Source organism: Agrobacterium vacciniicorymbosi, from assembly GCF_040427045.1.
Taxonomy (GTDB): Bacteria; Pseudomonadota; Alphaproteobacteria; order Rhizobiales; family Rhizobiaceae; genus Agrobacterium.
On record NZ_JBETMF010000015.1, the window covers coordinates 28,935 to 41,270 of the forward strand.

Genomic DNA, 12,336 nt, shown 5'->3' on the forward strand with positions numbered 1-12,336 from the left:
GCTGGTGATGAAATACCGGGTGCGGGTGGTGTCCGAAAGCTGAGATTTGGGGCCAAAGGTCAAGGCAAACGGGGTGGCGCCCGCGTTATCTATTACTGGTACAGCGACGATGCGCCTATTTATGCGCTTCTCGTTTACGGAAAGAACGAAAAGACGGATTTGAAGCCGGAAGAGGCCAAGGCGTTGCTGCGTTCGCAAAGGCGATCAAGGCGACGTACAGGAGCAAACCATGAGCGAGATGACAAAATTCGGCGAGGATTTGATTCAGGCTATGACCGAAGCTCTGGGTTATGCGCAGGGCAGGGACCCCGCGGGAATGCGGGTCACTGCCGTTGATCTGGAAAAAGTTGACGCGAAGGCGATCCGCCAAAAGCTGCATCTGACACAAGATGAAATGGCGGCTTTCCTCGGGACAAGCCCATCAGGATACAAAAAATGGGAGCAGGGGGCTCGACAGCCCTCAGGCGCTGCTCGAACGCTTCTACGTGTGATGGAGAAGGAGCCCGAGGCAGTGCTGCGAGCGCTGTCCGGTTGACGGTGCATCCGGTGCGCTCGTAGTCAGAATAACGGATCGCGTCACACAGAGGCAGAACAAGGGATCCCTTATCGCTCTGGATCGTTGTCCGATGAATTATTACGTTAGTTCACGGATCGATCACTTTTAACCGCGATGGACGTTTCAGAATCCAGCTGATCATCTTCCGATGTGGGAAGATACGCCACGTTGGGCAACAGCCATCGACCTGGTGCCTTTGAAAACAAAATAAAGACTACGCTTGCAAGGATATTTTGATGCCGTTTTTCAAGAAGTTCATCGCCGCCACAGCGCTTGTTCTCGTTTTGCAAAATCCGCTCGCAGTCGGGTTCGCGTCTCGTCCGGCATTTTCAGAGACTGCTTTGGAAGCGGCGGTGTCTGAAGAGGTCACAGCCAAGCTGAACACTTATGTTGAATTCTTGAACCGGACGCTCAGAGCTTCCGAGTCGTTGGAGAGGTACGACAGTTGGGTGGATATGAAGAAAGGACCGACTGGCAAAGAAAGGATCATCTACGGTCTGTACTCGCTCTACGACGTCCGGGACGAAGCTTCTGCCGTGGTTGCCGCTACACAGGCAGCCCCCAAGATGCCAGAGCTCGATACTGCAATGGCTGCTTATGTCGAGACCTACCAGCAGCTTGCACCGGTAATTGAGCGCGCCAACAAATATTACGAGAGACAGGACTACAAGAGCGATAAGATGGAAGCTGGCAAGGGCTTCCATAAGGAGATAGCTGCGCTTGCTCCCGCATTTGAGGAACGCCGCAAGACGGTAGATGCTGCGCTCCGCACGGAGAAGGTGAAAGCGGATCTGGCATCACTGGCCGCGCTGGAACAAAGCGAGGGTAAGAAGTCTCGCTGGCATGTTCGCAACGTGATGTTTCGTGCAGAAGCGATAATGGATTTGATGCCGACTAATGATCGTCCAGTCGTAAATATGACCGACTTCAAGCAAGCACTGAATGACTATTCGGGCGCAGTCCGGGAGTTCGATGATTACTCGCTGGAGCATCCCGATTCGTTCCACGTTTTTGAATCGCAGCCGGCGTCGCTTTTATCGAAGCTGCGTGATTTCGACGAGAAGCTGGAGAAGGCAAAAGGCGACGCTCGCAAAGGGGCTGGCGAGGATATGCATTGGCTGGTGTCTGACTATAATACGATGGTGAGCACGGCCGAGACGGCCACAACCTTTGCCAAGGATTAGGTCATAAGAAAGCAGACCTTTTCATTCGAGTGCCAGTTGCTGCAGTCGTCGATAGAGAGGCTGAAATCTGCCGGTGCAATTCGCAAACTTGGTCGAGCGGGGTCGATAGGCCGGTTCCTCCACCTTAGGGATTAGCCACCGAATCCATGTAGGATTGGGAAACCGGCGTTGTCTCACGACATCAGAGGCTTTTACCCACCGTTTGCCGGGCTACTTTCTGTTCTAGCATGTTCTAAAGCCTATGGCTGTTCTGGTTCGAGGGCTTTAATCACCAATTGGTTTCGTTTGTAGCGAAGGCGTATCCGAGATTCATCGGCCTCGAGGCTATCGCAACGCCGTTGTTGTATCGCTGCTTCGATTTCACTGGCACGCGGACCATCGTATGGTTCTTCTCCGGCCCAATGCTGACATTGAGCACGACGGTCCAGCAATGCTTCGACATCGTGAGGCAGTGGGACCCCCGCAGACGCCAGGACGGCCGTCACCCAGAACGCAAGTATCATCATTTCCTACCTGGCATTCTCATTCGTCGATAATCCTGTCATCGGTGTGAGAGGTTGTCTATGCTGCGTCACGAACGGCGCGCCACTTCCGAGACAATATATTCCAAGAGGGATTTTTAGCGAAATGATCAGCCAACTTGGAAATTAGCGCGGTACGGTTCTCTGATCGCCGCCCTATTCTGCATCCTTTCTACAGCCCAATTTGCAGGAGCCGAAATGCCATCTGACGATTTTGCCGATATCATCGCCTTCGCCTCCGATTTCTCGGGAGGTGATCCTACCATCGTCAAGCGAGCTCAGGAGATGGCGGTCAACCCGCCCACGGATATGGAGACCGTCGGATTTTACGGCGTAGAGGATTACTCTGCGCGTCATCGGTTGTTTCTTGCCGCCGTCAATCTGTTGGACAACGCAGGCAAGCTCCACTCGGTGGAAGATAAGTACACCAGCGATATTTTCTCGATCTGGCAAGAAGGCGGCATTATTGACAAGACCGCGCTCGGCCCTTTCGCCAATGCCGTTTTCGGTCCTCTGATCATTGGAGAACAACCGCCGGGACCGATAAGCGCTTATCGTGACCTCGTCTGGGCTCAATATGCCGAGGCCACAAAGGAGTTGGAGCAGAGCATCCAAGCGATCGGTAAGGTTCTCCTGTCGATCGATGCGACAGAAGGCGATACAATGTTCTTCGCGCTCGTACCTGCCGAGATCGCTGACCGGTGGCGCGACAAGGCTTTGAGCGAACACGAAGGATATCGCTCAGGGGTGCGTTCTGCGATGTGGGACCGCCTCTGGGTCAACCTCACTTACTCTACCCGAGGAATGATGGTTGACGACGACCGCAAAGGCCTTCCACCCGGAACGCGCGAACGAGACGACGCGATACCTTTCGCGAAATGAACATGTGTTATTCGGCAGCTCTTTATCCTTGAGCTCAAAAGATCGCATAGCGGTGTTTTTTACCAGGTCGGGTGACAGATCGCGCTCAAACAGTTCGCATCAAAATTATGAATCGGTATCGATGAACCGATTCAAAACTGTCGTTGGACATCTGCCGCCAGTTTTTCGATTCTGTTGGGATGAGCACACAGCCGAACCGTGTCTATATCGAACGAATTGACACTCGCCGAAACATGGCGCGGTACTACGTCCTCGACATGACATCTACTCTGTTTGGAGACGTGTGTCTCACGCGGACCTGGGGCAGGATTGGCTGCCGGGGCCAATGCAAGACGCAGCACTTCGCGCGAAGGGAGGACGCGCTGATCGTGTTTCTTGACATTCTGCGACGAAAGACGATCCGCGGCTATCTGGCACCTGCACCTCTAAATGGCCCGGTTCAGTAGGGGAGGGGAGAGCGGGCGGCCCATTTTCGGACTTGGAGGGATGGGAGATGTCCAGGCGTCCGCAGATCATGACGCCGGAGGGCAGAGCTTAAATTCCTTCGGATTCAGCAGATATCGCCTGAACGTTGATCACGTTGCCTGCGACTTGATGCAAATTGCGTTCATTGGATTCCAAACTCTCGAAATGCGATTCTCTGTTTCAGAAAAGCGTCGATCGCATCTGTTGCTCTCTGAGCTGCACACGTTGCGGAGTTTTTCCCACCGTTGTCAGGTGACGGTGGGCTTCTGTATCAATCAGATATGGCGGTCTGCTCAATGCTAACTGGCAGTGTTCTTTTCAGTATCGGGTGCTATATTCGAAGCCCATTTCTGCCGCTCTTGCCATATGGCATCAGCGACAATTTTCGTGACATCTTCTTCGCCCCGGCAAAGATGCTTAGCTGTAATTGACCAAGCCATCAGCTTTAAATCTTCGGGGTAGTTGACTTCGGTGGTACTCATGCATCCTCCCAGCCATGGCATACTGCCGATGGAAGGTTGCTTAAACCTTGCGTACTGATCACTCCTCGACGCGGCTCATCTGTCGACTTAACAGGGAATTATTATCCCCACTTGCTGTGAACATGAGCTTGTGGAGAGTCAAGCTCACGTCGCGGTTAGGCGATGAGCGATAGCCATGGAACGCCTGAATTCATTTTATCTAACGTTCGAGTGAAGTGGATAATGGAAGATTTGAAAAACGCGCTTGAAGCGCTCTAGCTTGCGCGTGAATCAGCTCAGGCAATGAATCGAGACTTTCTCACATATCTGATTGAGGTAGCACTCCAGCAAGCCGAGTACGAAATCCAACAAGAAGAGAAAAGCAGGCGCGACATTGAACGAGATCGAAAGCGGACCAAAACGAAAGCGCCGCATATGGCCGTGGCTGGTATTGCTTGCCGTTACGCTTTTGGCAATTTACGGCTGCCGACAGGCCGTCCATGCCTGGGAAGACATGGTCAGAAGGTGGCGAGACCTCGTCCAGCTATTTTGGTGGATCATCCCAGATCGGCAGCCGTGAACGAAAACAAAATCCGCCAAGTCGGCGGGCAAAGTTGAGGATGCCGCGCGTACTGAATACATTTCGCGCTTGGCGTCGAAATTGCACGGCAAAAGTGAACACCCGGTAAATTTCTGGTAGCTAGAAACTTGCTGGGTCCGATGAATATCTTGTTTTCCTAACGGTGCTGGTTCGCAGTTGGAAAGTCCCATAGCGGCTGGGTGTCAGAGCTTTTACTCTGTGAGTGGAAGACGAAGTTCTCCTTGATGCCCAGTGGCGAGGATAGTGACAAGTGAGGGCAAGAAGGCGGGGGTTACGCCAACTCCCTGAAGCAGGGCCGACGCTCATCGTTTTTTTAATTGCGATATCTCTGTTCGGCCGCAACATAATCGCGGCGGTCGACAGGGAGCTTTCTTTACATTGATTCCAGCGTCTGCTCCATGTCGAGCGCAATGCGTGTGGCACGGGCAAGGTCGCTCTGTTCGGCGCCGCCCGATCCTGCAGAGGCCGTCTTGAGAACGATAAGTTCTGCGACTCTGCCCGCCATGAGCAATGCCAGCACTCGATCATACCAGGCGCAAGTGTCTGGACCGCTACTGGCAAAGGACAGATCGTTGCGGCCGCCATCCGAGGTGTCGATCGTCAGGGCCTTGATCGATCCGAGGCGCAGGGCGTGATGGACAACGGCGTGGCCGGTCTCATGGATCGCAAGTCGCCACCGCACATCATGGGGAAGGGGCGGCCGATGACCTCTTACACCCTCCTCGAGATCGGCATAGGTGAGAGGTCGCTTGCCACGCCGCGCTGTCAGTCTTGCTTCGCGCAAGATGCGTTCGACGTCAGCACCGGTCAGACCCATGGAGCGCGTCGCAAGGCGTTGAAGTGCCGCCAGTGCCGCGTCGGTCTTTCCCTGATGGTTTCCCCCTTCGACGTCTTGGCTTCCCGATGCCTCGGTGTCACTTTGTGCAATAATCGCTCATTTCGCTAAAATTTTAGTGCATTCATTAGCAGAGTCGAAAATAGAAACGGGTTTATCTGCACTTCGACGAAAGGGAGCCAATGCGTGACCCTTGAGGGGGGCAGTATGCGTGAACTCATGATAGCAAAAAAGACAGATCCCGTTCGTGCAAAGATGCTGGATCGGCGCCCGCATCTGGGTGCGGAAGACCCCGACCAGCCACGCTATCTCAACTGGTTCGATGGAGATGCCGTACAGCAATTCCCGCGCACGTTCCTTCCTGGTGCACCACTGGACCTTCACGAGGCGACCCGGAAGCTCACATGTGCCGTCATGGAGCAAATCGGAACCAAAACCTACGGCTCGGTATCAGTCAGGATGCCGCAAGGAAGTCGGCTTAGGAGATCGATAGAAGCTCGCACACCAACTGCGTCTCCGTTGCATGGTGTATGCAGGGTCGGTCGGGTCATCCTTGATCGTCAGGACGACGAGTTTACGGCGGCAGAATTCTACGTGACGAACTTCGACGCAAAACTTGACACGTCGTTGCGCAATTTTTATACGCCAATTGATGGCGCGAGCGGAATGTTCTTCGGCGTGGGTGTTGTTATCGACAAGACCGGACGTGCGAAGCGGTTTGATCTCAATCATGGCAAGGACGGCGTCTATTTTCAGACTAAAGATCTGGCCAGGGCTATTTACGCCATTGCCTCCATCAGCACCGGGATGTCCATCGAGCAACTCATGGAGATTGATCGCAACGAAAATAACAGCGTCAAAGGACGCCATTTAGGACAACCCAAGCATAAACATTTCACAGGATCTGAAACCCGAGGGCCTCGCAGATGAGCACAGTGAGCAATCTTGACTATAACGCGCGCTTCGGCGCAAATGTATCCAACATTGCCGCTCAGGCTCGCGTAAACGCAGCAGCAGCTCGAGACGTCCCTGTTGGGGCCACCAAATACTCGAGTTGGTTTTTCGGTGAGGAAAATCAATCCGGCGGGCGTGTTTCAAAACCTAAGATCAGGCCTATCGATATCGCTCGTATGGCCGCAGAGGAGATTGCCGGTGTGACGGTGTCAAACCTAAGCATCCTTGGCGATGAAAACTGGGATTTGTTCACGACGAGACTACCAGCCGGACACAAGTTGAAAAAGCACATTCACGCCTCCCTCATTGCCAAAAACGTCGCTCCATGGCTTGGATCCTGCAAGATTGGTGAAGTGTGGGGAGAACGCAAAGCCGGCATTAGCTCCGTCCAGCAGTTTTTCATCGGCAATTTTAACGCCGAGATCAACACGTCTGGCAAGGGCGATATCTACCAGATCAAGTCAAAGGATTTCTCGCAGGTGTTTTTTGGTCTGCATATGTTGATCGACGACAACAAGAGGTTCCTTGGCTTCGATCTGTCAAAGGGCGACGATGGCATTTGTTTTCACACGGATAATGCCAAAGAAGCGTATTACGGCATTGCATCCGCTGCGCTCGGCCTGACCATCCCTCAATTAGAGGAAATAGCCCGCCGCAACGCGAGGCTTGTTGCCTGATCTTTTGAGGTGGACGAAGCCTCGGTCCAGTCTGTTCGTTGGCGGAAGCAAATCGGCCCAGCGCTGGATCATTGCTGATCATGGAGACGCCAAAGAGGTCGATACCAAACTGTGTACAACGAAGTGTGTCAAATACATCGACTCATACGCTGATACCAGTTGCCAGTGTAATTCATGACCGTGGCCTACAATGCCGACGATTACGCCGCGATATCATATGAGATTGTTAAATGCTTCGACACAGTTCTGACCAGCGTCTTAAGGATTGGAAAATAGTTGTAACAAGATACCTGGTGCGCCGTTCGCAATTTGCAATCCTTGAATGGCTAATTGTTGTTGGGTTTTCAAAGCAGCAAGCTTTGCCGATGCTTCCTCCACATCGGTGTCAACCAGTCGGCTAACGCCGCTTTCGATACCGTCCATGAGCTTGTGGGAATATTCTTCCTGCAAATCGATACGTTGTTGTAAGGAGCCAAGAGTGGCAGCACTGTCAATGGCTTGATTAAGCATGAATTCGACACCCTCAACATATTCGTCAACTGTGAAATTACTGGTTGTTATGTCAATTTCGGCCAGATCAAACCGCAAAGTAAACGGCGGGTTTGGTCGAAAAGAGCTTATGTTAAACTCGACAGCCTTGTTACCGTACCCCGGATAAACATTCTGATCTGCCTGGAAGGTCAATTGCCCGCCAGAGACCGTAACGGACATGCCAGCTCCGGCTGTTAGGTGGTCTACAATAGTTTTCAGGTCTGCGGCGCTACTGATCATGCCGTCAGTCGTACCAAGCGCAGCATCGACAGAGGCGCGGTCAATGGTATAAGTTTTGACCGGGTTATTGTCGATGCTTAGATCGAAAGATATCGTCGCATCAAGCATGACCTTGAAAGGCTGCACATAGCTCATTCTTGAGCTTGTGATCATGTTGTCGTGATCAACACGTGGCGTCGTCTTCAGACCAAGGGTTCCCTCAGTCGCAGTCGATGGAAATGACGTCAAAACATCGCTAATAAATATGCTCGACCCGACATGAGGGCTTGTCTCAAGGGACCGGATCTCATAGCTGCTGGGATCATTTGGCGCGGTGGCCGTATGCCCGTACACATCGGCATAGGCACCCGCTCCGGCGTCATTGAACGCCTTCTGCATGACGAGCCGTAGGTCGCCGACGTTTCTAATTACGCCGTCAGTTGTGCTTAACGCAGTATCTACTACCGACTTGTCAATGTTGATCGTGAAGGTTTCCCCAGCACTTTCGGGGCTTTGATCAATCGTTAACTTGAAGTTGACGTTGTCTGTATTGCTGAAGGTAACCGGACCTTTGAAATAATGGTCTTCATGACCTTCATGATAAAAGCTATTCGTGTACATGCCGGAAAGGGGCATATAATAATCTAACACATCTTTTTGCAGGATGCCGCCACCTCCCGTGTTTAGCATACTGGTTTTTCTGAGATCGGCTTCCATCTGCGTGATTTTTGTTCCGCCATTGCTGTCTCGGATGAAGCCTTCCACGACATGATCGGAAAGCACGTTAACATCGTTGATATGTTCGCTTGCCGAGGTTTGCAGCCAGTTCACGCCACTGAAGCTGGACGAGACGACAATGGCTTCCGCCTGAGCGTTTAGCTGAGCAAGTGCATTTTGAATCTGAGCTTCGTCCGTGCTAGTTTCCTTTGCCGTGACAAGGGTAGCTTTGAACTCTGTTAGGATATCGACTATTGCCTCCGTTCCGGCATAAGCAGTGTCGACCTTTGCAGCGCCGACACCAAGCGCGTCGCTTGCAGCGGAAAGTGCCTTGTTATCGGAACGCATCGTCGTACTGATAGACCAATAAGCTACATTATCAGAAGCACTTTTAACGCGCAGCCCAGAACTGACTTGCTCCTGTACACCTGATAGATTCGATCCCACGGATCGAAGCGTTTGAAGTGCTGTCATTGCGCCGGTATTCGTCAATATGCTGGTCATGTTAATCGTCCGAAGGCACACGCTAGCGACCAGCCCGAAGCGAGGAGCCGATAGAAAGCAGAAAAATTTAACTAAACATTCAAACGGTTAACCCAGATAGGGTGCCAGTCATAATGCCTGGACCGCGCCCACCGAGAAATTTTCAATTTCGGTTTGGCTTTCCGAACGGATCGGAATAATCGTGTAATCTTCTTGCCAAGCCCTTGGTTAAGACGAAGTAAATATATGCTCAACTTCTTTTAAAATGCAACCAGTAAATGAATGTTTGACGTCGGTGGCCAATGCCGTCACAGACGCGGCGCACTTCAACTCAACGCAATTCTTCAACTTATGGCCGTTACTGCGGGTTTCGCAAAGTCACGACCAGTTATTTCAGCAAGTAGCGGGCAGCGATTTCATTAAGTCAGGGGCAGTGGTTTCACAAAGTCGCGGACAGTCTTATCGCGACGGATTTTGACAGCTTTTGGTAAGCGCTGATATGGCATTTTTGTCCTCGTTGTTCGCGCGAGCAAGTGAGAGATATCGACGTGAAGGATATCTAACGAGAGCAGCAGAGTTTGCGAGTTCTGGTGTCCTCCGGTACCGCAAACAGATGAAAGAACACCCCGACTGGCTTACCCTAATGGACGACCACCCCGTATCTTTTTTCCATGCGAAACCCCTCTTCGGCCGCAACATAATCGCGGCGGTCACCAGCGAGCGTTTTTTACATTGATCGATATTTCTGCGAGCAAATGATATTTTAGGAAGGCTCTGTTTTGGGATTGGGGGCATTGTTGACGAAAAGTTTGATCTATCTTCAAATGTATATCTGAGCTGTGCGGTAGCAAAAAAAGTTCATAAAAGCGTCAAATATTTTATATACATGTTTTTATTTCCCATTATCTATGATTAAAAATCAGAAAGTTATCGATTTTGAAGTTTATTATCCAATTTATACTTATAGTTGGATATACTGTAATTTGACACGTTTCTATATATACATGATTATAGGGTTGTTCAATACGATCAGTGCTGAACGTTGTTTCAACTCTTTAGGAGGCACACTTGGCCAACCTTTCTTTGACTGCCCGCGGTTCTCAGACGTCTACCGCTCTCTACACCACTCTCAATCTCGGCGCTGAGGTCGCCACGCGACTAGAGGACGCCGCTGTCCACATCATCGACATCGGGCGCCGCTCCACAGAACAGACTTTCGAGCTCGGCGATCGCTTGCAGCAGGCTGCAGCGCTCGTGCCGGAAGGCGCGTTCGATACATGGGTCGACAAACGTTGCGGCATCAAAGCCCGTAGTGCTCGCAACTACATGTCGGTTTTCCGCAATCTGTCCGACTACCGCGATGAGCTCGTTGATCTCTCGATCGGATCAACCGTTCTCTTCCATCTGAGTGCTGCAAGCGCAGATCAGATTCAAGAAGCCATCGCGTTCGCTGACGACAACGGCGGTTTGAAAGTTGCGGATGTCAAATCCATTATCGAGGGTGGCAAAAGGGACGAGGATGGGCAAGATGGTCCTGAAGCCCAACTGTTCTCAACTGGCGGCGCAAGCGGTCTGAAGGCCCTCATCTCCCAGAAGACACGCACCGGCTTGAAGGCGTTCATTGCGCATGTCCGTGACATCCTTGAGATCATCCGCGCGGCACTTGCTAAAAAACGGGTCATCAAGGAAGCGCTGTCGCGATCTGTCCAGGAACTCGCCCGTGTTGCACGGCAGGAGCTGGAAAGTCTGGCCCTCTTCATTGAGGCCGATCTCGAGTTCGGTCGCAATACGCGACTGGCGGCCTTCCCGGCTGGTAGCGAGTGGGCCCATGTCACAAAGACGCTTTTCATTCTTGGAAGCATCGAGGAGTGGCCAAAGGCTGCTCTGGTCAAGGCGTGGCTGGATACCGAAGTAGTGCCGGTTCTGGAATGGAGCGTCTCAAAAGATCGGAAGCCCAAGTGGCCATTGACTAGGCCGATGATCGAGGCAGTCGAGTACACCGTCCTGAGCAATGTCGCGGTGTCAGACGTCGGCTATGACCAAGCCGTGGTGAACGAGATCGCGGCCGACGGTTCGGCATCGAAACGGCAGGCTGTTGGCAACGTGCCAGCACTTGTCCCGGACGTCGGACTTGCCGACCTCGATGATGCATCGCTCGCTTTGCCGATGTTGGTGTAAGCGTCACCAGGAAGAGCGGCCGGATTGTCCGGCCGTCTCGGACCACCAAAAGGGCCGCTTGTCGGCCCTTTTGGTTGTTTGGTTTTTGGCAGCCCTTCGGCGGCCTTGACCGTCGCCGACGTCACGGCTGTTTTTTCGAGGTCGCTTTCCCGAACTGGCGACGTGCGGCAAACCGGGTTTGATCAAACCGGTGCGCTTGCCGCCCGCGTCACTCCCCACACGTGTTTGCCCAGCCAGCGTCGGAAGTAGCCGTTGGCTGGATCTCAGTTGGGGCTCATCAGGATGTCCATCACGGCCTGGCCCTCAAGCGCCTGGGCATCGAACAAGGCGCGCGCCAGCGTTTCGAAGGCGGCACGGTTTTCAAGGATCACCTCGGTCGCGCGTGCCTGAGCGAATTCGAGGCGCTGATGGACGCGGTTTGCCAGATCGGCGTCAAGGCTGAGGATCGCGGTTGGATCTTTGTGCTCAAGGTAGAGGAGGGGGTGCCTTCTTCCGAACCCTAGCGTCTGCTCCATTTCCAAGGCGATCCGAGTGGCGCGGGCAAGGTCGCTTTGTTCGGCGCCGCCCGATCCAGCAGAGGCAGACTTGAGACTGATGAGTTCTGCCGCTCTGCCCGCCAGGAGCAGTGCCAGTAGACGTTCATACCAGGCCGAGGTGTCTGGGCCGTTCCCGGTAAACGAAAGGTCGTTGCGACCGCCGTCCGTGCTGTCGATCGTCAGAGCCTTGATCGATCCGAGACGCAACGCGTGATGGACGACGGCGTGGCCGGCCTCATGCATAGCAAGTCGCCACCGCACATCATGGGGAAGTGGCGGCCGATGACCCCGAACCCCGTCCTCGAGATCGGCGTAGGTGAGGGGTCGCTTCTCGCGCCGCGCTCTCAGTCTTGCTTCGCGCACGATGCGTTCGACGTCAGCACCGGTCAGACCCATGGCGCGCGTCGCAAGGCGTTTAAGTGCCGCCAGTACCGCGTCGGTCGTTCCCTGCGGATCTCCCCCTTCGACGTCTTGGCTTCCTGATGCCTCGGTGTCACTCTTCAGGCGGGTCTTCAGTTCCGTCGTCTCCATCATTG

General features: G+C 53.1%; 11 protein-coding genes. 7 read left to right on the plus strand and 4 right to left on the minus strand.

Translation table 11 applies throughout. From position 1 onward, the window contains the following. Window positions 1–229 precede the first annotated feature (229 nt). From ABUK73_RS20380 to ABUK73_RS20395, 4 genes are all read left to right on the plus strand, one after another. Complete coding sequence (locus ABUK73_RS20380) at window positions 230–535, plus strand: helix-turn-helix domain-containing protein (RefSeq protein ID WP_353578885.1); 306 nt, start codon at window positions 230–232, stop codon at window positions 533–535. A 257-nt stretch (window positions 536–792) separates the two neighbouring features. Then, the gene (locus ABUK73_RS20385) at window positions 793–1,740 is read left to right on the plus strand and encodes a YiiG family protein (protein WP_353578886.1); all 948 of its coding nucleotides are present in this window, start codon (window positions 793–795) and stop codon (window positions 1,738–1,740) included. A 719-nt stretch (window positions 1,741–2,459) separates the two neighbouring features. Beyond that, on the plus strand, window positions 2,460–3,143 hold the full coding sequence (locus ABUK73_RS20390) for a hypothetical protein (RefSeq protein ID WP_353578887.1): 684 nt from the start codon (window positions 2,460–2,462) through the stop codon (window positions 3,141–3,143). A gap of 179 nt (window positions 3,144–3,322) precedes the next feature. Beyond that, window positions 3,323–3,589, plus strand: coding sequence for a WGR domain-containing protein (locus ABUK73_RS20395; RefSeq protein ID WP_353578888.1), 267 nt, complete (start codon window positions 3,323–3,325; stop codon window positions 3,587–3,589). A gap of 318 nt (window positions 3,590–3,907) precedes the next feature. Here the strand turns inward: ABUK73_RS20395 and ABUK73_RS20400 are convergent, their stop codons facing one another. Both ABUK73_RS20400 and ABUK73_RS20405 read right to left on the minus strand, forming a co-directional pair. Continuing rightward, window positions 3,908–4,090: a hypothetical protein gene (locus tag ABUK73_RS20400; protein WP_353578889.1), complete on the minus strand. Its 183-nt coding sequence runs from the start codon at window positions 4,088–4,090 to the stop codon at window positions 3,908–3,910. A 953-nt stretch (window positions 4,091–5,043) separates the two neighbouring features. Continuing rightward, complete coding sequence (locus ABUK73_RS20405) at window positions 5,044–5,487, minus strand: ATP-dependent metallopeptidase FtsH/Yme1/Tma family protein (protein ID WP_353578890.1); 444 nt, start codon at window positions 5,485–5,487, stop codon at window positions 5,044–5,046. Window positions 5,488–5,712: 225 nt separating this feature from the next. Between ABUK73_RS20405 and ABUK73_RS20410 the strand changes: the two genes are divergently transcribed. Continuing rightward, on the plus strand, window positions 5,713–6,435 hold the full coding sequence (locus ABUK73_RS20410; protein ID WP_353578891.1) for a hypothetical protein: 723 nt from the start codon (window positions 5,713–5,715) through the stop codon (window positions 6,433–6,435). Beyond that, entirely contained in the window at window positions 6,432–7,136 is a 705-nt protein-coding gene (locus tag ABUK73_RS20415) for a hypothetical protein (RefSeq protein WP_353578892.1), read from the plus strand. Before ABUK73_RS20410 ends, ABUK73_RS20415 begins: the two co-directional genes overlap by 4 nt. A 258-nt stretch (window positions 7,137–7,394) precedes the next feature. On the opposite strand, the gene ABUK73_RS20420 is transcribed toward ABUK73_RS20415, so the two are convergent. Further along, on the minus strand, window positions 7,395–9,107 hold the full coding sequence (locus tag ABUK73_RS20420) for a flagellin N-terminal helical domain-containing protein (RefSeq protein WP_353578893.1): 1,713 nt from the start codon (window positions 9,105–9,107) through the stop codon (window positions 7,395–7,397). Window positions 9,108–10,154: 1,047 nt separating this feature from the next. On the opposite strand from ABUK73_RS20420, the gene ABUK73_RS20425 reads away from it, so the two are divergent. Further along, the gene (locus ABUK73_RS20425; protein ID WP_353578894.1) at window positions 10,155–11,264 is read left to right on the plus strand and encodes a hypothetical protein; all 1,110 of its coding nucleotides are present in this window, start codon (window positions 10,155–10,157) and stop codon (window positions 11,262–11,264) included. Window positions 11,265–11,527: 263 nt separating this feature from the next. Here ABUK73_RS20425 and ABUK73_RS20430 read toward each other — a convergent pair whose 3' ends face one another. Beyond that, window positions 11,528–12,334, minus strand: a complete 807-nt coding sequence (locus ABUK73_RS20430) for an FtsH/Yme1/Tma family ATP-dependent metallopeptidase (protein WP_353578895.1) — start codon at window positions 12,332–12,334, stop codon at window positions 11,528–11,530. Window positions 12,335–12,336: the final 2 nt, after the last annotated feature.

Excerpts from the sequence above, each read along its gene's own strand:
- ABUK73_RS20405 (WP_353578890.1), bottom strand. The coding sequence starts at position 5,487 with ATGGGTCTGACCGGTGCTGACGTCGAACGCATCTTGCGCGAAGCAAGA.
- ABUK73_RS20380 (WP_353578885.1), top strand. The coding sequence starts at position 230 with ATGAGCGAGATGACAAAATTCGGCGAGGATTTGATTCAGGCTATGACC.
- ABUK73_RS20390 (WP_353578887.1), top strand. The coding sequence starts at position 2,460 with ATGCCATCTGACGATTTTGCCGATATCATCGCCTTCGCCTCCGATTTC.
- ABUK73_RS20415 (WP_353578892.1), top strand. The coding sequence starts at position 6,432 with ATGAGCACAGTGAGCAATCTTGACTATAACGCGCGCTTCGGCGCAAAT.
- ABUK73_RS20400 (WP_353578889.1), bottom strand. The coding sequence starts at position 4,090 with ATGAGTACCACCGAAGTCAACTACCCCGAAGATTTAAAGCTGATGGCT.
- ABUK73_RS20420 (WP_353578893.1), bottom strand. The coding sequence starts at position 9,107 with ATGACCAGCATATTGACGAATACCGGCGCAATGACAGCACTTCAAACG.
- ABUK73_RS20430 (WP_353578895.1), bottom strand. The coding sequence starts at position 12,334 with ATGATGGAGACGACGGAACTGAAGACCCGCCTGAAGAGTGACACCGAG.
- ABUK73_RS20385 (WP_353578886.1), top strand. The coding sequence starts at position 793 with ATGCCGTTTTTCAAGAAGTTCATCGCCGCCACAGCGCTTGTTCTCGTT.
- ABUK73_RS20410 (WP_353578891.1), top strand. The coding sequence starts at position 5,713 with ATGCGTGAACTCATGATAGCAAAAAAGACAGATCCCGTTCGTGCAAAG.
- ABUK73_RS20395 (WP_353578888.1), top strand. The coding sequence starts at position 3,323 with ATGAGCACACAGCCGAACCGTGTCTATATCGAACGAATTGACACTCGC.